The sequence below is a fragment of the Mesorhizobium sp. B2-1-3A genome (genome assembly GCF_006442655.1).
Lineage (GTDB): Bacteria > Pseudomonadota > Alphaproteobacteria > Rhizobiales > Rhizobiaceae > Mesorhizobium.
The window spans coordinates 450,515-471,670 of record NZ_VFWK01000005.1 but is presented as its reverse complement, the minus strand read 5'-3'; the positions used below and the strand labels follow the sequence as shown (position 1 = coordinate 471,670).

Sequence of the window (21,156 nt, the reverse complement as noted above, 5' to 3'; positions counted from 1 at the left end):
GCCCCCGTCTGCCTGTCCGGCACCGGTTCTGCCGCCGCCCCTCGCGACGGCCGGCCGGCGCAGCCTGACGTCGGCCTCCTTCTGTGCGTCTCCGTAAGCGGCAGCATTGCTGCGCAAGGTGCTAACATGACCTATGACTTCATCATTGCGGGTGGCGGTTCGGCAGGCTGCGTGCTCGCCAATCGGCTGAGCGAGGATCCGGCCAACAGGGTCCTGCTGGTCGAAGCGGGTTCGGCTCGCCGCAGCATCTTCGTGAGCATGCCAACCGCCAATGGCTTCATCTTCGGCAAGCCGGCCTATGACTGGGCATTCCGGACGGAGCCGCAAGCCGAGATGTTCGGTCGCCAGGTATACTGGCCGCGCGGCAGGCGGCTCGGCGGCTCTTCGGCGATCAACGGCATGGTCTACATCCGCGGCAACCCCTCGGATTATGACGGCTGGCGCCAGCGCGGGCTGGATGGCTGGTCCTATGCGGACGTTCTTCCGTATTTCAAGCGCATGGAAGACAGCCACCGCGGCGACAACGACTTCCATGGCACGGGCGGGCCGCTGCGCACGAGCTACGCCGGCGGTGCGGCGCCTATCGATCTCGCTTTCCTCGAAGCTGCGAAGCAGGCGGGCTACAAGCGCAACGCGGATTTCAACGGCGCGCACCAGGACGGCTTCGGCATCTACGATGTAAGCGTGAGCGGCGGCCGCCGCAGCGATGCCGCCTCGGCCTACATCCACCCGATTCTGCACCGCAAGAACCTGACAGTGATGTCCGACACGCTTTGCGAGCGGATCGTTGTCGAAGGGGGGCGGGCGGTCGGCCTCAAGGTACGGCGCAACGGAAAGGCCAAAGAGGTTCGAGGCGGCGAAGTCATCGTCGCGCTCGGCGCCATCACCTCGCCGCAACTCCTGATGGTGTCCGGCATCGGGCCGGAGCAGAACCTGCGCGACGTGTCTGTTCCCGTTGCGGTGGACCTGCCCGGCGTCGGTGCCAACCTGCAGGACCACCTTGCCCTGCCGGTGCAATACGAGACCACCAACCCGGCTGCGACCTTCGACCGTTACCAGCGCATCGATCGCGGCGTGATGCTGGGTATCCGCTATCTGCTCACCAAGTCCGGGCCGGGAGCGCATCCTTTCTGGAGCTGCGGCGCGTTCAAGGCGAGCGATCCGGGAGGCGCGCCTGAACTCCAGTTCTTCTTCACGCCGATGCTGCTGATCGAGGATCCGAAGAGCCACCGCAAACAGGCGGCGGCGGGCTATCAGATTGACATCAACCAGATGCGGCCGGACAGCCGTGGCTTCATCCGCCTGCGATCAGACCGGATGTCCGACGCGCCGGTCATCGATCCTCGTTACCTCTCGGAAGAGAAAGATCGTCGCGAGATGGTGGAAGGCATTCGGGCGGCGCGCGAGATCGGCGAACAGGATGCCTTCAGCCCCTACCGCAAGGCGGAGATCGGACCTGGGCCGGAGATCCAGTCGGATGGCGCGCTCCTCGACTATGTTCGCCGCAACGCAATCTCGGGCTACCATCCAGCCTGCACCTGCAAGATGGGCACCGACACCGATCCCCTTGCCGTGGTGGACGCATCGCTGAAAGTTTACGGCGTGCGCAACCTGCGCGTGGTCGACACTTCGGTCATGCCCACATTGGTGACCGGCAACACCAACGCTCCAACGATCATGATCGCCGAAAAGGCCGCCGACATGGTCCTCGGCAAGAAGCCGCTGGCTCGGGCGGACGCGGCCTAGCCATCCATCTGCGGCACCGCCGGCGCCACCTTAGGAAACAACGAGAATGACCGACCCACAGACCTACAACTCGCCGCACGCGCTCCAGTTCTTGATTGGCGGTAAATGGATGGATCCGCACGGGACCGACACTCTTGACGTGATCAATCCGTCAACCGGGCAGCCCTGCGCCAGGATCGCCATGGGGAACGCGCAGGATGTCGACGATGCCGTGCGCGCCGCGCATGCGGCATTTCCGCGGTTCTCTGCCACCACCCGCGAGGACAGGCTTGCCCTGCTGGAGCGCGTCCGTGCCGGGTTCCGCAAACGCGAGAAGGAGATCGCCGAGGTGCTGACCATGGAGATGGGGGCGCCTGCATCGCTCTCGCTATCCGGCCAGACAGCAAGCGGCGCAGCCCATCTCGAGAAGATGATCGAGGTGCTGCGTACCTTCCAGTTCCGCGAGATGCGCGGCAGCACGCTGCTGGTGCGCGAGCCGATCGGGGTCGTCGCGCTGATCACGCCTTGGAACTGGCCGATCAACCAGATCGCCTGCAAAGTGGCCCCCGCCTTGGCCGCGGGCTGCACGATAGTGCTGAAGCCCAGCGAGGTGGCACCTCTCAATGCCGTGATCTTCGCCGAGATCCTGCAGGAAGCCGGTGTTCCGCCTGGCGTGTTCAACCTCGTACATGGCGACGGACCATTGGTCGGGACAGCGCTTTCCACGCATCCGCTGGTCGATATGGTGTCGATCACCGGCTCGACCCGCGCCGGCATTGCCGTTGCAAAGGCCGCGGCCGACAGCGTGAAGCGGGTTCACCAAGAACTCGGCGGCAAGTCGGCAAATATCATCTTGCCGGACGCCGATCTTGAGCCCGCCGTCCGCAATGGCGTCGATTCATGCATGCTCAACACCGGCCAGTCCTGCGATGCGCCGACCCGCATGCTGGTGGACAAGGAACGGTATTCTCAAGCCGTCGAGGTGGCCAAACAGGCGGCGGAAGCACAGCGCGTCGGCAATCCCGGCGACGAGCAGACCACCTTGGGGCCGCTGGTCAGCCAGACCCAGTTCGATCGCGTCCAGGCTATGATCGAGATGGCGATGGCGGAAGGTGCGAGGCTTGTCACCGGCGGTCCCGGTCGCCCGGCCGACCTCAGCCAGGGCTACTTCACGCGTCCGACGGTCTTTGCCGATGTGACCCCTGGCATGCGCATCGCGCGGGAGGAGGTGTTCGGACCCGTGCTGGTGATGATGCGCTACGATACGGAAGAGGAAGCAATCCGGATTGCGAACGATTCCGACTATGGGCTTGCGGCCTACGTTCAGGGCACGGATCAGAAACGGATCCTGGATGTGGCCGCGCAGCTGCGCGCAGGGAACGTCCACCTGAACTACCCGGCCTGGGACACCGCCGCACCGTTCGGTGGCTTCAAGCAGTCCGGCAATGGCCGCGAGTACGGCGAGTTCGGATTGGCCGAGTTCCTCGAATTCAAGGCAGTCATGGGCGCGCAGCCGTAACCAGCCGCCGATCCCGCACACGTTATCCCGAGCTAGGGAATCCCTCTATGATCATTGAACTTGGCAAGAGTCTCAAAAGCAAAATGAAGGGCGAGGCTCCGGTCTTCGGCCCTTGGGTGGGCCTGCCGGAGCCGACGGTGGTGGAGGTATTGGCTCGGCTTCCATTCGACTTTCTGCTGGTCGACGCGGAGCATTCCTCCGTCGACGCCAAGCACCTTGCCACATTGCTGCCCGCGGCGGACTTGCACAGGATGCCGGTGATCTTCAGGACGACGTCCCTATCCGTTTCCGAGATCAAGACCGCGCTGGATACGGGTGCGGCCGGCGTCATGATTCCGATGGTTGAAACGGCGGAACAGGCGCGTGAGATCGTCGCCACCGCAAGGTATGCGCCTTTGGGACGACGCGGCATTGGCCCCTGGCGCGCCTCTGGCTTCTACGACAATGCCGACGAGTACCTGCGTGAGGCGAACGCGGCGACCACGCTGATCGTCCAGATTGAAAGCGCGCTCGGGCTGGAGAATGTGGATGCGATTGCTTCAATGGAGGGGGTGGACGTCCTGTTCGTCGGCCCTGCCGATCTCGCCAGTTCACTGGGCCTGACCGTTGGCGTGCTCAGCGACGAGTTGCTATCGGTGCTCGATCGTATCGCGAAGGCTGCGCAGGCGCATGGCAAGATCGCGGCGATCGACCTCTCTTCTCCTGACCGGCTCTCGAAGCTGCGCATGCTTGGCTACTCGCTGTTCACGACCGGATCGGACCTGGACTTCCTCGCGCAATCTGGCCGGCGCCTGCTTGCCGACCTCGCAACAGAAGTGGGCGGCTGAGGCATGGCACGCCTTGCCGAACTGAGAAGCATCGTCGGGCAGCACCATGTGGTGGACGGCGAGGAACTGCGCTCGCGTCCGCAGGACTTCTGGAACAACGTGCCGACAACGGCTCTGGGATTGGTGAAGCCCGGTAGCGTCGAAGAGGTTTCCGCGGTGCTCTCCTTTTGCGATCGCCGCGTCCAGCCGGTGATCGTCGAGGGAGGGCGCACCAATCTCGTTCACGCCACGCTGGCCACGCCCGACATGGTGCTGATGTCGCTGGAACGGCTGAACCGCCTGCAGCCGCCCAATACGGATGGCATGACCGTAGAGGCGGAAGCTGGGGTCGTGCTGGAGAACCTGCAGCTTGCCGCGCAAAAGAGTGGCTTGCGCTTCGGGCTTGATCTCGGGGCTCGGGGCAGCGCGACGGTGGGCGGCGTGCTGTCCACCAATGCGGGCGGCTTCCAGGCGCTGCGCTACGGCGTAGCCCGCGACCAGGTGCTTGGCCTGGAGTGCGTGCTCGCCAACGGCACCGTGCTCAGCCACCTTGTGCCTTACACAAAGGACAACAGCGGCTACGATCTGAAGCATCTGTTCATCGGCGCGGAAGGGACGCTTGGCGTCATCACCAAGGCGGTGCTGCGGCTGCACCCGGCTCCGCAAACGGTCAACACGGCCCTGCTCGCCTTCGACAGCTTCGGAGCCGTGGTCGGTGCGCTGCGCACGATGCGACAAGCGCTGCGCGGCACGCTGTCGTCCTTCGAGATCATGTGGCGCGAGTTCTATGACTTCAACGTGGCTGCCGTTTGTCCGGCGGCGCCGCCGCTGCCGATCGGCTTTCCCTACTATGTTCTCTGCGAAGCGGAAGGGTTCGCCCCGGACAGCGACGCGACGGAATTCGAAGCAACGATGGCCGGGCTGCTCGAAAGCGGCGCGGCGAGCGACATCGTGGTCGCCCAATCGTCGCGCCAGCGTGCGGACATCTGGCGCATCCGCGAAGAGTTTCAGCCTGAGATCGACTTGTTCAAGGTCATGCTCGACTTCGATGTCTCGTTGCCGATTTCGACCATGGAAGCCTTCGTTGACGAGACTGCAACCTTGCTGGCCAAGGAAGTTCCTGAGAACCTCGGCCTGCATGTCATCGGTCATCTCGGGGATGGCAACCTTCACGTGACCACCGGTCTGGCCAATCCTGAAAGAAAAGCCGAGGTCCAGAAGCTGATTTACGGCCTGATCCGCCGCTACCGCGGATCGATTTCCGCTGAACATGGGATTGGAGTGGCAAAGAAGCCCTTCCTCGATCACTCGCGCAGTGCCGACGAGATCGCAACCATGCGCATGATCAAGTCCGCCCTTGATCCCCACGGCATCTTGAATCCTGGCAAGATCATCTGAACGGAGCTCCTATGGACACCAAGCCGAAGGGCTATTGGATCGCTCGCGTCGACGTGCAAGACGCAGAGCAGTACAAGAAGTATGTCGAGGCAAACACCGCTGCCTTCCGAAAGTTCGGCGGCGTGTGCCTGGCGCGAGGCGGGCGTGTCCAGGTCATGGAAGGATCCGGGCGATCGCGCAATGTAATCTGGGAGTTCCCATCCTTCGAAGCTGCCGTCAGCTGCTACGAGTCCGAGGAGTATCAGTATGCCCGTAGCTTCCGCGAAGGCATAGCAGAGGCCGATTTCATCATGGTCGAGGGCTTGCGCGACGGGCCCTGGAAGCCTGCTTGAAGGCAGCGGGCTTCAGCGCCGACCGCAATGGACCCGCACGGTTCGACTCGGGGCGACATGGCAACGTGATACAACCGTGCTCGGCTACAGGCTCGCGCGCAAGTCATCAGCGGCGATGTCCAGCAGACGGTTCATCGCGGCCCTGGCGCCGGCCGTGTCGCGCATGCGGATCGCCTCGAGCACGGCCTGATGCGCGGCAAGCGCCCGCGACTGCGCTTCCATCAGCTTGTTGGTGACGAGGAAGGACGCGCTCAGCGCCGCTTCAGCATCCCGATCAACCCCTTCAAAACGACGTTGTGGCTGGCCGCGATCACGCTGCGGTGGAAGGCCAGGTCCGCCCGGCAGACACCATCGAGGTCATGCGGGATCGAATCGCGCATGGCGTTGAAGGCCGCCTCGATCGCTGCGAGGTCGGAGCCGGTGCCGCGCCGTGCCGCAAGCTCCGCGGCGGCCGGTTCAAAAATGCGGCGTGCCTCGATCAGGCCGGAAATCAATTCGCTGTCGTTCTGGATATCGGGATGCCAACTCAGCACCACGGGATCGAACAGCCGCCAGTCGTCGCGCGAGAGCACACGCACGCCGACCCTGCGCCGTGCCTCCACCAGCCCCTTCGCCGACAGTACCTTGACCGCCTCGCGCACCGAGGTGCGGCTGACGCCGAGCATGGCGCAGAGCTCTTCCTCGCGCGGCAGCACGAGTGGTCTTGACGTCTATCTGTTCCTGATCGGCATGATGCTGCTCGACTGGCTGGCGGCCCGGGCTGCACCCCATGCCAAAGCCTCTCCTTGTCTTGGCGATGGGCACTCCGTTGGTCGCCGGCAGACATCAGACGACAATTGAAGTCAGAGGGCTTTCGGCAGCCGGACTGCGACCCGCAGGCCTCCTTCCGAACGTCGCGAGAGATTGAGATGTCCGCCGTAAAGTTCGGTAAGCTCGGCCGCGATCGGCAAGCCGAATCCATGACCGGGAGCCGCCTCATCGATGCGCCGACCCGGGCGCATCGCTTCCGGCATAGCAGCCGCGTCGATGCCGGGACCATCATCCTCAATGGTGATGGTGACATTGCCATCGTCGCTGGATGCCGAAATTGCGACGCGCGAACGAGCCCATTTGCAGGCATTGTCGAGGAGGTTGCCGAAAATCTCGTCGAAGTCCTGTGTCTCGACAGCCACGGCAAAGTCCGACATCGCCGACATCTCGAAGCCGATGGCGCGCTCGCGATGAATGTTGGCGATCATGCTGGTGAGGTCGGAGAGCCTGTCGCGAACAGGCGTACTGGCCCGGGCGGGCCCGGCAAGTGCAGCGGCGCGAGCACGAGCCAGATGGTGGCGGATCAGCCGCTCCATCAAGCCGAGCTGATCGCGCATTCCTAGAGCACCAGATGTCACGATCGCATCAGACGAAGCCCTTGCGGGTCGTGGTTCCAAGGCCAGACTTAGTGCCGCCAACGGTGTCTTGAGACCATGCGCCAGGTTGGCAACGTGGCGTCGGGCGCGTGCCAGGCCTTCGGCATTGTCGGCAAGCAGGCTGTTTACTTCCTCCACCAACGGGCCGATCTCGCTGGGTTGATCAGTTGGCAGCGCGTTTCGCCTGCCTGCGCGGATATCGGCGAGCCCCTCTCGCAAGCTGGCAAGGGGGCGAAGGCCAAGCCGGACTTGCGCGAAGAGAGCGCCGCATAACAGCAAGCCTAACGTCAACAGAGCCAGCGCCAAGGGCAGCAGCGCTTCCCGAAGGGGTCCGTAAATCGCGCGCAAAGGGGCTCCTGCGGCGATGGTCACCCTTTCCGTCCCAAAAGGCACTTCAAGAGTACGCCAATGGAGCATTTCGTCGCCGGCTCCTGCTCCTTCGGCGGTTCTTGGGCGCCCGAGCGAACGCAGCAGCCCAAACCAGTCCCGGAAGCCAACAAAATTATCGAAGTGGCCTGGGACGACGGCAGGCAGCTTGACGGGACCAACACCGGCCAGCGAGGCCGAGACGGCGTCACCGGATGGTCCGGATGCCTGCCATACCCATCCCGATTGCGGACGATCGTAGGGTGGCCCATTCAAGACAGGTGTCACGGTCATCCCGCCTTCGCCATCGCGCTGCAAGGCTGACGCAACGGCGAAAATCTGTGCGTCCAGACGCTGGTCGATCTGGCCAACGACGAAACGCTGCAGGATGAATGCGATGACGATGCCAGCAATCAGCAGTGCTGCGATAACAGCGACTGTCGCCGCAAGCCGCAATCTGCCGGCCAGTGAACGCGGCAACCATATCATTTTTCGTCTGCCGTCAGCCGATAACCGAGACCTCGCACCGTGGCTATGTGATGGTGGCCGATCTTGCGGCGCAGCCTTGCAATGATCACTTCCAACGAATTGGATTCGACCTCGGCATCGCCATCATAAACACGGTCGAGCAGATTGGTACGAGTTACCACGACCTCCTTCCGCAAAATCAGGCTGGAAAGGACCCGCCACTCAAGTCCCGTCAGTTTCAACGGCAGCCCGTCGAGCTCGAAAGTGCCGAGTTGCGCGTCGAAGGCGAGTGGTCCGCAAACAATTTTCGCCTGGGCATGGCCGGCTGACCTGCGAACCAGGGCGCGCAGCCGCATGATCAGTTCCTCGGTCCGGAACGGCTTGGTCAGATAGTCGTCGGCGCCGGCCTTGAATCCGTCGACCTTTTCTGACCAGCCGTCACGCGCCGTCAGGATCAGCACCGGCAGGTTACGCCCAGCCGCGCGCCAGGCCTTGAGTACCGTCTTGCCCTCGACCTTTGGCAGGCCAAGATCGAGAACCGCGACATCGTATGCGCCGGTGTCACCGAGATGCTGGCCGTCCTCGCCGTTGCGGGCGATGTCGACAACAAAATTCTCGTCGCGCAGCGCTTCGCCCAGCTGGCTGGCGATCGATTCATCGTCTTCGACGAGCAGCACCTTCATTTCATTGACTTTCCTGCCACGCGCGTTGGCGTCGGTGCTAGGCCCTGCGGCTGAACCGAAGCTGAACGGCCTGGTTCAGGCTCGGTTCCAGGCGGAGGTGTAAAACCGACGGCATTCCACAGCAACTGAAGGTGCCCAATATGACTGATACATCCCAAACTACCCATGAGGCGACCGCTGCCCTCCCGCCGTCCCATCATAGGCGCAGGCCCTATCTTACCGGCTTGTTCGCAGTCGGACTGATCGCAGTCGGACTGGTTGCCGGAGCAGGCGCGGCCATATTGGCGGTGCCGCGCGACAACGTGATCTTGATGCAGCCGACAACCATCGCCACCCTCGCGCCGTACAGTACCGTGGCTGTCAAAGGCAAAGTGGCCGAAATCTTCGGCAACAAGTTCGTCATCGATGACGGCAGCGGCCGTGCGCTGGTTGAAACCGGCCGCGCAGGGGAGGGCGGCAAGCTGGTCGCTGCCGGCGAAACTCTCACTGTCCAAGGCCATTTCGACGATGGCTTCCTTCATGGCGACCTGCTCGTCCATGCTGACGGCAGGGCTGAAAGCCTGCGGCCACCGCGTCCGGGCCCGCGCGGCCTGCTCGACCGGCTACACGGACACGAAGTTGCGGCAACCTTTCCGGGCGCGCCCGACCGATAAGCTTCTTCGACGGCGCGGAGCAGTTTCTCCGCGCCGCCAACCGCTCTGATCGACAATTGAACGGCAGCTTCTATCACCTTCATCCCGAAAGCGGACTGACCGCTTCCGGCCAAAACCAGCCGCGTTCGTCACGAGTTTATCGGCCCTTTTGTGGAAGGAGGAGAAACCGCGTTCGAAGGAAATGGGTTGGCGGACCATCCGCTAAAGTATTGATTTCTCATAGGGGACGTCGACCCAGCGGGCGCACCATTACCATTGACCGCGCTTTTCCTCGCCCAGGTCGATCGCTCTCGCGGTATCGACGGCGATCCGCTTAAATGTTCGGTCTTAGCGAGGATGCAGGCCTGCCGCCTCAAGTCCTGACTTCAGGGATTCAGCGAGAGACGGTGCCACTGAACGAGACGTCATCGCGTCGGAAACAGATTCCTCGAAGCGCGGCTGTACCCGACGCAGTGCCGCAATATGCTGAGCCGCTTCCTCTGTTCGTCCAACCTTGCCGAGTGTTGCAATCCACACCACTTCGGTCAGATAGCAACCCGAAGCGCGAACTTGCTGAAGATAGCGCTGCGCCTCATCGTAGGCACCACGTCGATAGGCGTCAAAAGCAAGAATTGTGTCGTCCTGAGTGCCGTCGGCTCCACTCAACAGCGAAATGCCCTCGTCCCATCTACCGGTCAGGAACAGGATTCCGCCGAGCTTCAGGGCAATCGCGGCATCGAAGGGGTTGCGATCCATGGCTCGCCGGCCAGATGCGATCGCGGCATCCGGCTGGCCGTTCCTGTAACGAGCCATCATCTGGGCGAAGGCGCCAAGGACCGAATCTGGCTCCAGGGCCGCGGCCTTGTCAGCCAGGTCGAGGGCCCGAGCGGTCGGATCGTTATCCTTGTCCCAGCCCGAAGACGCGAGCAGAACCATCGCCAGCATGGCGTAGGCGTCAGCATCGTTCGGGCGCAGTTCGATCGTCTTGACCAGGCATGATCTGACGGCATCAAGCGACGGCCTGTCGGCAGCTTTCAGCGCCATATGCGCGCGCAGGACGCAGCCATTGCCAAGCGATGGCTTGGCCAGTTCGGCGTTGACCAGAGCCGTATGTATGATTCCGGTGTCGCCCGCGATCCGGTTCGCAAGGTTACCAATCAAGCGATTCGACGGGTCGGTCCAGGAGGGGCTGTCCTTGGACACATACTCGATATCGGTGGCAAGTGCCTCGTTGCTGATCTTGTCGACGACCTGCCACCACAGGTAGGGAAGGGTATTCGATGAATCGTATTTGAGAACGATCCCATATCGGGCGTTCTCCTCCGCGGAGCTGTTTTCTGTCGAGATACGCAGCGTTTGAAAGCGTGACAAAGCCGCTGTAACCGCGTCACGCAACTGCCCTGCCTCGGAACCGTTTGCCCGGTCGGTTGCCATGGTGCTGATGGCGACCGTCGGCTGATCCGATACGGCTTCGGGTCGATTGGGGACATGCAAGAAAGAAATCAGTTGCGTGGCGCCCAGCAGAAGTCCGCCGACAACGCCAAGGACGATTGCCGACCATCTCGCCCGGCCGTTTGGGTAAGGTTGGCGAAAGGCGGGATCTGGTTGTTGAACCGAGACAGGAGGATCCGGAACTGCCTCTGGTTCGGTGTTCGCACCGCCTGCCGACCTTCTGTCCTTGACGAAATCCGGAACATAGCGTCCCCTCGGCAGATCGATGTGGATGTCATGCCGATGGCCGTTCAATTCATAATAGCGAGACAGCGACGCGCGCAGGCGCGTCGCCTCGATACGAACGATTGGATCTATTCCTGGATCAAAACTGGCCGGCCTTCCGAACACATCCACGGCTACTGTATAGGCCTTGATCGAGTCTTGGCGTCCTTCGAATAGCTCCTCCGAAATGAATTGCAGGAACCGCTTGTTGCGGTCGGCGCAATGAAATTGTGGATCGGAAAGCAATCGCGCCAATTCGGCACGCGCTTCTTCGCATGTAACCGTCGGCTCGACGGTCGAGGTGTCCAGATCGCTGCCGTCAGCTTCCACAACAAGTCCCTCGACTTTCTTGCGTGTTCAGCGAATTGACTGGCGTAGGTGTTGAAGTCCATCCAATGGGATACTTCGCCACGGCAGATTTTCTGCCGAATACAAATCGGGGCCAAGCTGGACCTTGGTCCATCCTTCGTGACGAGAGGAGCCGCAGTTCAATTGAACCGCGTTTGAACTCGATCAGCCAACCGGCTTTGCACGGATTCCAGCAACGGCACGCTGGACGGCGTCGAGCAGCAGGCCCAGGTCGACCGGCTTGACCAGGCATGCGATCGCGCCTGCGTCGAGGGTACGTTTGACGACGGTGGAATCATCGTTACCGGTGATGACTATCACGGGGGTAGACAGACCGGCATCGCGAAGCGCCTGCTGCACTTCAAGGCCGCTCATTCCCGGCATTTGCAGGTCGAGCGTCAGGCAATCGGGAATCTGTTCACGCAACGAATCCAGAAACTCGGCACCGGAGGCGAATGTCGACGTCTCGATTTCATCGGCGGTCAGCACACGTGCAAGCGCTTTTCGGACCGACACATCATCATCGACAATCGCAATCTTCACGCACCACCCCTGGCCTGACCCTGCGATTATCTCAGATGCGAGAGCTATTTATAGTCGGCCTTTGGTCTATCAGGCCGCACTACCGGCCAGGCGGTAAATCCAGGCCCAGCCGCTCCGATATCCGGACAAGCTCGGCAAGGGAGCGCACCCCCATCTTGGACATCATGCGCCCCCGGTGGAGTTTGACGGTCTTCTCGGCGACGCCGAGATCGGCGGCGATCTGCTTGTTGAGCCTGCCCGCCACGACGTGCGAAAGCACTTCCCGTTCCCGTGAAGTCAGCGATGCATAATGCTTCAGGACTTCCGTGAACCCGATCCGGTCCCGGCGAAGATCGGTATCCTTTCCGATCGCCGCTTCGACGGCATTGATAAGAGCCGTTTCGTCGATGGGCTTGGTGAGGAAGTCCACGGCTCCTTCCTTCATCGCGCGCACGCTCGTTGGAACATCACCCTGGCCAGAGACGAAGATGACAGGGCGGGCGATGTCGTCGGAACCTTTCAACGCGGCCTGCAGTTCGAGACCGTTCAACCCCGGCATTGACACGTCCACGACCGCACAACCAGGGATATCGGGATCGTGCGCTTCGAGGAACGCGCCAGGGGAGGAAAAAGTACGGACTTCGTAACCCTTGACCGTCAGGAGCCGCGCCAACGCAATCAAGACCGACGGATCATCGTCGACCACGAAAACGTTCGACCTCGGCATGCTCATTGGTCTTGCGGCCGATACGCGGGAATCGACACCACCATCTTCGCACCGCCCCTGGAATTGTTGACCGCCGATATCCGTCCGCCGTGGCTTTCCACAATCGTGCGGCAGATCGACAGGCCCAGCCCGGTGCCTTTGGACTTTGATGTAACGAATGGATCGAAAATCGTATCGTTCATCTCCGGATCGATCCCGGGACCGGAATCCTCAATCTCCATCACGATCCGGTCGCTGTCGCCATTGGCCCTGACAGATAGCAACCGCTGGCGCGTCGTGATCGCATCCATCGCTTCGACGGCGTTCATGACCAAATTCACAATAACCTGTTGCAACTGGATCCTGTTGCCCTTGATGCTGGAGAGTTTCGAGCCAAGTTCGGTCTCGATGACGACCCCGTGTTCGTGAACATCGCCGCTGACCAGTGTCAGAGCATTTTCGATGAGCACGACGACATCAAGCTCTTCGGCTTCACTATCATCTCGCCTGAACATGGCACGGATGCCATTGATGATCTCACTTGCGCGATGGCCGTCCCTGACGACATCCTTCAATATCACCTCCAGCGTAGAGTTATCCGGATTTTCTTTGGCCAGTTCATGCAATCCGGCGGTGCCATTCAGGGTGATGGCGGTTAGCGGCTGATTTACCTCATGCGAAACCACCGCGAGCGTGGCATCCACTTGCATGAGCCGGCTCTCCCGTTCGCTGCGTTGCATGATCGTGGATATGGCGAGCCGTGCGTATAGAGTCGTGGTCTGCGTGAGCAAGCCGAGCAGAACGAACGACGAGGCCAGAAGTCCGTAGAACCGGCTCTCATACCAGACAAGGCTGAATCGATAAGCCGTCGTGCTGACCAGAAGGCTGGCGATCAACCACGCCGACAACACGACCAGCAACCAGAGATCAAGGACCGAGCGGCGTCGCCGCCACACAAGCACGATTGCGGCAATCTCGAGCGGGATGATGAAGGGGGCGTCGACCGCCCAGATCCTGCGCTCCCCGTTGACCATGATATCCGGCAGCAAGGCGCCACCGACCGTCACCAGCAAGGTCAGGCCGCACACGGCGACAAAGACAATGGCGACGCTTGCGAGAATAAGGATACCCGTTGAGTTGCCAGCCAGATGGCTTCGGGGTTCACCTTCCTTGAGGAGGGCATATGCAACCGCGGCGCAAGGCAGCCCGGCACGCCAGAAGATCTGCAAATAATTGCTCGTTTGTATCCCCGCGCCCAGCAGCCCGGTTGGGCTGAAGGCACCGGGAAACGTCAGCGCGTGTACGACAATGACAAGCGCTGTGAACAGATATCCGCTTGCCAGGGCCAGCAGCGAGCGGGAGCCGAGAACGGACACATGAGCGTAGAGCAATGCGGCGGTGATCAGATCGATGATAAATAGAATAGTATCAAGAATGGGGACAAATAGATCGAGCCGAGAAAGCTGTAAATTCCGAAGGGGCAATGAGCCAATGAAAACCAAGGACATCAGAACGACGAAAACCACCGCCAGACGCTCTTGTCGCGGATCTGGCGGAAACGTCGAAATCAGTAAAGGTCGTTCCTCCAGAAGTATCCCCATTTTGTGTTCGCCCCGAGATCTGTGGATGGAGGCTGCTTTGCCGATAAGGAAAGCTTCCAGGGCCTAGAGACCGTCGATTCGGACCAATGCGTCTGCGCCGTTCTTGTTCCCTCTCTAAATTAATCCCATAGCGTGCCTTGTCTATATCTCTGGCGAGATAACATCAGCTCATATCTCTCTTACAGTCGCCGGCGATGGCCGGAAAGGAATGACAAGGACCGCCCACGCTTAGCGGAGCGATTGGTTAAAAGTATCTAAATGAGGTGGGTGACGGACGATGAACATTACAACGCAAGTGTTTGCAGCACTGGTTTGGTGCAGGGCGGAATGAAAAACCGGATCACTTTACCTGGAAATACGGTCTGCCCGCCGGCTTCATGTCACCACCTGCCAACCCTTCGCCGCACCTCTTGCCGCGCCGGATGGCGCTGGCACAGCATCACGCGAGAAGCGAGACAATGGATTGACACCTCGGATCGGCTGGCCTCGCCGGTGAACCCAGGCGGACATTTTCAGCTCGGCTGAACCGAAGCTACGTGTTCGCATTATGCCGCTTTCGGGTGCTCTGGATCGTTCTGCAGTTCGCGTATCTCGCGTTGATCACGCTCCAGGAAAAAATTGAGGAAGGTCCGGATGACGGCGATCGCGCCGATGCGGCCAATGTCGTCCCAACTTGGCGTCGTCGAGGTCTCGATGATGTCGGCGGCAAGCTGAAAGGTCAGGCCGGCGATCAGCCAGCGCGAATAATGCATCCAGACGGAGCGGGCGGCGCGATCATTTTCCGGATGAGACAACGCCACGCGAATGCTGTTGATGAAGGCCTGGATCGTGCCGGTCGCTATGATAATCAGCGCCAGAAGATCGATGAGCGGAACGAACAACTCCGTCAGGGTCCGAAGCCACTCCTCAATCATCGGCGTTCTATCCATTCCTCTTTCCGCGTACGACGCAGCGGAAGCCGAGATGTGAAATCGAGGTATCGACCGGCTGCGCCATGCGTGCCGCGGGACGATAGCGCCGGCAGTAGTTCGGCGCGCAGAGATGCGAACCGCCCTTGGTCACCTTGCGCGGGATTTTCACATCGGGCTGGCGTGGGTCGTAGCTTGCCTCGCGCGCCGCACCGCGCGGGTTTTCCGCCGTGCAGCACGGGCTGTCGATGCTGCCGTGCTCCTGGTACCAGTCCGTCGTCCACTGCCAGACATTACCGGCCATGTCGAAGAGGCCGTAGCCATTGGCCGGGAACGAGCCGACCGGTGCGGTGTATTCGTATCCATCATCCATTGTGTTGTGGTACGGGAACTCGCCCTGCCAGGTGTTGGCCATGTGCTGGCCGTCACGCGTGAGGTCGTCGCCCCAGACATAGTCGGCGCCATCGAGGCCGCCGCGCGCGGCAAACTCCCATTCGGCCTCCGTTGGCAATTCCTTGCCTGCCCAGCGGGCATAGGCCTGAACGTCCTCATAGGCGACATGCACCACCGGGTGGTCCGCCAGCTTCTTGATCGAACTGGCCGGGCCGCGTGGATGGCGCCAGTTGGCGCCGCGCACATAGACCCACCAGTTGTAATGGTTGCGCATGTCGACCGGGCCGGCCGGCTTTTTGAACATGGTAGAGGACGGCGAGAGCATGTCCGGCAAGGCGCCGGGATAGTTGTCCGGGTTGGCCGGCTTTTCAGCCAGTGTCACATAGCCGGTCTCAGCGACGAATTTTTCGAAATCGCCATTGGTCACCGTAAATCGGTCCATCCAGAAACCATCGACTTTCACGCGATGGACCGGTGCTTCCTCGGGATAGAATTTGTCGGAGCCCATCAGAAACGAGCCACCTGAAATCCAGATCATGCCGTCGGTCGACGAACTCTTCGAGACCGGCATCCCTTCCGGTTCGTCGATTGCCATCCCCTCAGGTCTGGTGACCTCGTTCATCCCTCAACCTCCTTGCGCCCTGGTCACGGACAAACCGCGGCTGTCGATCGTGCCGGCGGGGCTGGATCTGGCGCTCTGCTCGACTCGGTTCGTTGGTCCCAAAAACAATGAGGACAGATAGATCGCGGCCAGCCCGCCAATGGCCAAAGCATGGACCCATGTGTCTATCCTGGCCAATCGGGGATCACGACGAGGAAGCATCGAACTCACCCACCCATCCAGCTGTGCCTGGGAAATTTCACCGGGCTCATCATCGCATTGCCTTTGACTGGGTGGCGGCATGGAGCCTGGTGCGCCATTTGACATAGGGAATGCACACGACGGCGCTGACGATCAGGTGCCATAGCACGACGGCGATCACGGCTTTCTCTTCCGGGAAGATCGAATGCGCGATGGCCATGGCGACGCCGGGATGGCGGGCGCTGCTCGCAAGCGCCAGCACCGTGCGATTGTCGGCTACGGGGCCGCCAAGCGCATGGCCGACCGCGATGCCGACAACGGCAAACACGACCAAGGCGATCAACGTGCCATTGCCGACCATTGCCGTGAGCGCCGGCCAGATCTTGATCAGGACAGGAATGAAGGCCAGCACGAGCAATACCGTGGCAAACAGCGAAAGCGGCCTTGCCAGGCGCGATGCAAAGTCGGGTGCGAATTGATGCACCAGAAGCCCGATGACGAGAGGAACGAGGATCCCGGTCACCACGATGGACAAGACCGTGCCGGCGGGCACGGCGATGCCGAGCCCGAAGATCGCGCCGATCAGGGCTATCCCGAGCGGCACGATCAGCACGGAAAGCGCTGCCATGATGACAAGCAGGCTTGCTGTGTAGGAGACTTCGCCGCCGGCCTTGGTCTGCTTGTTGGGCAGGATCGGCGGCACCGGCGACAGTGCCAGCGCGACAAGGGCTATCTTGACGGCGGGATGAAGGCCGAACAAGGCGTCCATCGCCAGCGCCAGGAGCACCATGATCACGTTCATGGAGAGGACGGATCGTGCAAGCAGGGACGGCTGGCGCAAAAGGGAAATCACGTCCGTCCAGCTCGCCTGCAGTCCGAGCGCCAGCACCATCAGCGCCATCGAGAGATTGATGGCCATGGGGATCAGTTGCGCGATCGTCATCCTGCTTACTCAGTCCCGTGCCATGGCGGCGGCGAACTTCCGTTCCAGATCGAGATAGACGTCGTCGGCGATGTCGAAGACGACCTTGATCACACGCCCGTTTGTGAACGGGAACTGCGGCTTGTACTCGCTGCTGACAGCGTCGCCACCGTCATAGCCGATGCACAAGCCCTCGCCACAGAGGGCATAGCGACCCGTCTGGGTTCGGAACGCCGCCTGCGCCGCCACTTCCTCGTCGACGTACAGCGTCATCTGTCCGAGCGCTTCCAAATGCTCACTGATGCGCTCCTTGACGAACTCGACACCGACCACGTGCTTTCCGAGCTTGGGCGCGTCGCAGACCAGTCGCTGCTCCGGAGGGATGCCGAGGAAATTGTAGATGAAGAACAGCTTGCCGCCCTTGACGAAAAGCGAGTAGCCGCCGAAGCGCGAGCCCTGCGCCACGATAACGCCCTGGCTGTCGCCAGTGAACTCAACCTCGGCAAGCATCTTGAACGAAGTACCAAGCGTGGGAGCTGCTGCTGCTTCAGGAACCTCGGTTGTACCGGGTTGGTAGACGTAGCGGTCGCGCTTGGGCGCGTGGTATTCGGCTGCGTGCTGGTCATGCACGTTCAGGTCGTTGAGCGGCAGGACGTTGTTCTTCTTGGCCTCCGACAGCCAGAGATCGATTAATTCCTTCAGCTTTTCCGGCTGCTCGGCAGCCAGATCCCGTGCTTCGGAGCGGTCGACGTCGGTGTGGAAAAGTTGCCAGACGTCCTTGTCGAAATGACCCTGATCGGACGGCATCGGCGCATGGAGAGCGGCCGCTTTCCAGCCCTTGCTCCAGATGCCGCGCGTACCGGCCATCTCGTAATACTGCGTCTCCTTGCTGGTCGGGGCCTTGGCTTCATTGAAGGTGTAGGCCATCGAAACGCCGGCGAGTGGCGACTGCCTCACGCCGTCGATTGTCTCGGGCATTTTCACGCCGCAGGCTTCCAGGATCGTCGGCACGATGTCTGTGCAATGATGGTATTGGTGGCGCACCTCGCCCTTGGCCTTGATCCCCTTCGGCCAGTGGATGACAAGCGGATCGCAGGTGCCGCCTGCAAAGGAGGCATAACGCTTGAACATCTTGTAAGGCGTCGAGAAGGCTGTCGCCCAGCCGGTCGGATAGTGGTTGTAGGTGTCGGGCGATCCCAGCCTGTCGATCATGGCGAGATTGCGGTTCACATCATCTGGAAAACCGTTGAAGAACAGGTTCTCGTTGACCGAGCCGCTGGGGCTGCCTTCACCCGATGCGCCGTTGTCGGCACAGTAGAAGATCAGCGTGTTGTCAAGCTGTCCCGACTCCTCGAGATAGTCGACCAGCCGGCCGATCTGGACGTCGGTGTATTCCGAGAAGGCGGCGTAGACTTCGGCCATGCGGCTGAACAGGCGCTTCTCATCATCCGACAGAGTGTTCCAGGGCCGGACCATGTCACCCTCCGCCGCTACTGCCGGCGGCATCGGATTGATTGGCGTGAGTTCCGTATCGGCTGGCAGAATGCCGCGTTCTATCATCCGCTTCAGAACCCATCCGCGATAAGCCTCGTAGCCGTCGTCGAACTTGCCTTTGTACTTGTCGATGAAATCTTGTGGCGCGTGATGCGGCGCGTGGTTGGCGCCTGGGCAGTACCACATGTACCAGGGCTTCGCCGGATCCGCCTGCTTGGAGTCGCGGATGAAGGCGATCGCCTTGTCGGCGATGTCCCTGGAGAAGTGGTAGCCGTCCTCGGGTTGACTGGGCTGGTCGACGAAATGGTTATCCTCGATCAGTTCGGGGTACCACTGGTTCGTCTCGCCGCCGATGAAGCCGTAGAAGCGATCGTAGCCGAGGCCTAGCGGCCACTTCTTCTTCGACGCGCTCATGCCGAAGGCATCGACCGGCACGTTATGGTTCTTGCCGATCCAGAAGGTGCTCCAGCCTGCGTCGCGCAGGATGCTGGCGATGGTGCCGTTCTCCAGCGGGATGTGGCCTTGATAGCCGGGAAAACCTGTCGCGGCCTCCGAGATCGAGCCGAAGCCGTTGGCGTGGTGATTGCGGCCGGTGAGAAAACACGAACGTGTCGGAGAGCAGACCGCCGTCGTATGCCATTGCGTATAGATCAGTCCATTCTTCGCCAGCCGATCGAGCGTCGGCATCTCGATGCGACCGCCATAGGGTGACCAGGCCGCCTGGCCGGTGTCGTCATAGAGGATCACGAGGACGTTGGGGGCGTCCTTCGGCGCCCTGTTGTCGAGAAAGGCTTCCCAGTCGGGCTTGGAGTTGCGGATATCCAGCGCGATCTTGCCCTTGAATGAACGTGTCATTGCTGTCCTCCTCTTTTGGTGTTCGCTGCCGTCGCTACTTCCGCTCAACCGGAGGCGGCGTCCACGAGCCGTCGATGATCGGGGTCTTTGGCCAGTAGGCGCGCAGGTAGAGCGAGAAATCGCCCTTGGGCGCCGGCAGCCAGTTGGCGCGCTGCGCGGGGTCCGTGGGCGCGTCAGACTGCACGGAGATCGTCAGCGACCCGTCGGCGGCAAGCTTCAGATCCTTGTTCTTGGTGCCGACCGAGAAGCGGTTGATCGCGTTGGCGATGAAAAAATGATGCTGGTTGTAGATCGAGAGCGACCAGAAACCATTCACCGGCGGTAAGTCGTCCTTGGCAAATGTCACGGTGTAGCGATTGGCGCTGTTGAGGCGCGCGCCGGACGAATCGAGGTCCTGGTAGAAGTACTTCGTTTCATCCGGCGAATTGACGAGGATGTTCGATTTCGCCACCGCGGTCCGCGTGAAATAGTCGGTCCCGAACGCGGATTCGTTTGAGATCGTGCTCCAGTGGTGCGGCAGTTGCTGGCCGTAGTTGCGAAACTGGAACAGCGGGGTCACCAGTTTCTCTTCGGCATCCTTGGCGGCGTCGATCATCGCCTGTTTCATTTTCGGATTGTCCTTGGCGGCGGCGAGCACCGCGAGCAGTTGCGCGTAGCGCGCTTCTTCACCGGGCAGTGGCGGCGCATCGGCAAGCACCGTCGGAAGCTCCTCGAAGAACTTGTCGGGGAACACCCAACGCGTTTCCTCTTCGCCTGGAGGCGCGCCGGGGACTTTCGGCAGCTTGTTCCAGTCGATGCTTTTCATCCGCCCGTCATAGTCCGCGAGCGGATACATCACGATCCCCGGCAATACCGACTGGATCGCTCGTTTGTCGTCCGGCGTATCGTCCTGGGCAATGCGCGGCGCCGCGAGGGCGGTGTTGCTCGACGCGCGAAACATCTTGGTGATGCCCTTCGGCACTTCACCCTGCCAGTTGGGACCGGCCAGCAAGTAGAAGCCGGGCGTGGTGCCGTGCATCTTGCCGAGTTGCGCGAAGCTGTCCGTGCGCAGGTCGACGATCTGATAGACCCAGAAACGGTCGCCGAAATCCGGCACCTGGATCACCACCGGTGAGACATCCAGCGCCACCAGGCCCAAGCCGTAGACCACGTCCTGGTTCGGGCATGCGACGTTGCGCTCTTCAGGATTGACGTAGTCCGTCAGCATGGTGAGCGTGTTCAGCGGTGCTTCGAGCAACGGGCCTAAATATCTATTTTCCTTCATCTTCGAAAACGCGAGCCGGCGGTTGTACATGTTGACCAGCGGCCAGGCCCAGAAAAAGGCGTCACGCGCCACGTGGGCGGCATAGGCCTCGGTGATCTTCACGCGCGCATCCGGACCTGGCCGCAGTGCACGCGCCCAGCTCGGCGACGGCGGCAGAGGTTGCGGATTCAGCCCGGCGGCATCCGTCTCGGATGATCTGGCCGTGGCTTTGGCGAGTACAGCAGTCTGACGTGTCATCTCTCCCTCCCAATTCAAGCTGGTGTTCCGACAGTTGCTCGACATGCGGAATT

At 61.4% G+C, this 21,156-nt stretch carries 18 protein-coding genes and 1 pseudogene; 6 read left to right on the top strand and 13 right to left on the bottom strand.

Annotated features, from left to right (window positions below):
* The first annotated feature begins 126 nt into the window (after positions 1-126).
* Genes FJ977_RS22510 through FJ977_RS22490 form a run of 5 tightly spaced genes read left to right on the top strand, consistent with a single transcriptional unit; the run spans position 127 to position 5,780 of the window.
* Positions 127-1,746, top strand: coding sequence for a choline dehydrogenase (locus tag FJ977_RS22510; RefSeq protein WP_140774376.1), 1,620 nt, complete (start codon positions 127-129; stop codon positions 1,744-1,746).
* 46 nt (positions 1,747-1,792) lie between these two features.
* Complete coding sequence (locus FJ977_RS22505) at positions 1,793-3,244, top strand: aldehyde dehydrogenase family protein (protein WP_140774375.1); 1,452 nt, start codon at positions 1,793-1,795, stop codon at positions 3,242-3,244.
* A gap of 47 nt (positions 3,245-3,291) precedes the next feature.
* Positions 3,292-4,071, top strand: a complete 780-nt coding sequence (locus FJ977_RS22500) for an aldolase/citrate lyase family protein (RefSeq protein WP_140774374.1) — start codon at positions 3,292-3,294, stop codon at positions 4,069-4,071.
* A gap of 3 nt (positions 4,072-4,074) precedes the next feature.
* Entirely contained in the window at positions 4,075-5,448 is a 1,374-nt protein-coding gene (locus FJ977_RS22495; protein WP_140774373.1) for an FAD-binding oxidoreductase, read from the top strand.
* A gap of 11 nt (positions 5,449-5,459) precedes the next feature.
* Entirely contained in the window at positions 5,460-5,780 is a 321-nt protein-coding gene (locus tag FJ977_RS22490) for a DUF1330 domain-containing protein (protein WP_140774372.1), read from the top strand.
* An 84-nt stretch (positions 5,781-5,864) separates the two neighbouring features.
* Here the strand turns inward: FJ977_RS22490 and FJ977_RS35920 are convergent, their stop codons facing one another.
* The 4 genes from FJ977_RS35920 to FJ977_RS22475 all read right to left on the bottom strand — a co-directional run bounded on the left by FJ977_RS35920 (position 5,865) and on the right by FJ977_RS22475 (position 8,703).
* Positions 5,865-6,002 (bottom strand): FCD domain-containing protein, encoded by a 138-nt coding sequence (locus tag FJ977_RS35920; protein WP_181180021.1) that lies wholly within the window; start codon positions 6,000-6,002, stop codon positions 5,865-5,867.
* A 29-nt stretch (positions 6,003-6,031) separates the two neighbouring features.
* Positions 6,032-6,475: an FCD domain-containing protein gene (locus tag FJ977_RS22485; protein ID WP_181180020.1), complete on the bottom strand. Its 444-nt coding sequence runs from the start codon at positions 6,473-6,475 to the stop codon at positions 6,032-6,034.
* A 147-nt stretch (positions 6,476-6,622) separates the two neighbouring features.
* Entirely contained in the window at positions 6,623-8,041 is a 1,419-nt protein-coding gene (locus FJ977_RS22480) for a HAMP domain-containing sensor histidine kinase (protein ID WP_140774371.1), read from the bottom strand.
* A complete protein-coding gene (locus FJ977_RS22475; protein ID WP_140774370.1) occupies positions 8,038-8,703 on the bottom strand; it encodes a response regulator transcription factor in 666 nt (221 codons plus the stop codon). Before FJ977_RS22475 ends, FJ977_RS22480 begins: the two co-directional genes overlap by 4 nt.
* Before the next feature lie 347 nt (positions 8,704-9,050).
* Between FJ977_RS22475 and FJ977_RS36345 the strand changes: the two are divergent.
* Positions 9,051-9,356 (top strand): annotated as a pseudogene (locus tag FJ977_RS36345) (hypothetical protein); the annotation flags it as partial.
* A gap of 327 nt (positions 9,357-9,683) precedes the next feature.
* On the opposite strand, the gene FJ977_RS22465 reads toward FJ977_RS36345, so the two are convergent.
* The 9 genes from FJ977_RS22465 to FJ977_RS22425 form a co-directional block, all read right to left on the bottom strand.
* Positions 9,684-11,381 carry a hypothetical protein gene (locus tag FJ977_RS22465; RefSeq protein WP_140774369.1) on the bottom strand — a complete coding sequence of 566 codons (1,698 nt, stop codon included), beginning with the start codon at positions 11,379-11,381 and terminating at the stop codon, positions 9,684-9,686.
* Between the two features lie 183 nt (positions 11,382-11,564).
* On the bottom strand, positions 11,565-11,942 hold the full coding sequence (locus FJ977_RS22460) for a response regulator (protein ID WP_181180019.1): 378 nt from the start codon (positions 11,940-11,942) through the stop codon (positions 11,565-11,567).
* Between the two features lie 79 nt (positions 11,943-12,021).
* On the bottom strand, positions 12,022-12,627 hold the full coding sequence (locus FJ977_RS22455) for a response regulator (protein ID WP_246683259.1): 606 nt from the start codon (positions 12,625-12,627) through the stop codon (positions 12,022-12,024).
* 23 nt (positions 12,628-12,650) lie between these two features.
* Positions 12,651-14,228 carry an ATP-binding protein gene (locus FJ977_RS22450; RefSeq protein WP_140774366.1) on the bottom strand — a complete coding sequence of 526 codons (1,578 nt, stop codon included), beginning with the start codon at positions 14,226-14,228 and terminating at the stop codon, positions 12,651-12,653.
* 545 nt (positions 14,229-14,773) lie between these two features.
* Positions 14,774-15,157 carry a DUF1622 domain-containing protein gene (locus FJ977_RS22445; protein ID WP_244735394.1) on the bottom strand — a complete coding sequence of 128 codons (384 nt, stop codon included), beginning with the start codon at positions 15,155-15,157 and terminating at the stop codon, positions 14,774-14,776.
* Positions 15,150-16,067, bottom strand: coding sequence for a formylglycine-generating enzyme family protein (locus tag FJ977_RS22440; RefSeq protein ID WP_140774748.1), 918 nt, complete (start codon positions 16,065-16,067; stop codon positions 15,150-15,152). Before FJ977_RS22440 ends, FJ977_RS22445 begins: the two co-directional genes overlap by 8 nt.
* Positions 16,068-16,401: 334 nt before the next feature.
* Positions 16,402-17,274 carry a Na+-dependent transporter gene (locus tag FJ977_RS22435; protein ID WP_140774365.1) on the bottom strand — a complete coding sequence of 291 codons (873 nt, stop codon included), beginning with the start codon at positions 17,272-17,274 and terminating at the stop codon, positions 16,402-16,404.
* Positions 17,275-17,283: 9 nt separating this feature from the next.
* The gene (locus tag FJ977_RS22430) at positions 17,284-19,602 is read right to left on the bottom strand and encodes an arylsulfatase (protein ID WP_140774364.1); all 2,319 of its coding nucleotides are present in this window, start codon (positions 19,600-19,602) and stop codon (positions 17,284-17,286) included.
* Between the two features lie 34 nt (positions 19,603-19,636).
* Positions 19,637-21,148, bottom strand: coding sequence for a DUF1254 domain-containing protein (locus tag FJ977_RS22425; RefSeq protein ID WP_246683257.1), 1,512 nt, complete (start codon positions 21,146-21,148; stop codon positions 19,637-19,639).
* Positions 21,149-21,156: the final 8 nt, after the last annotated feature.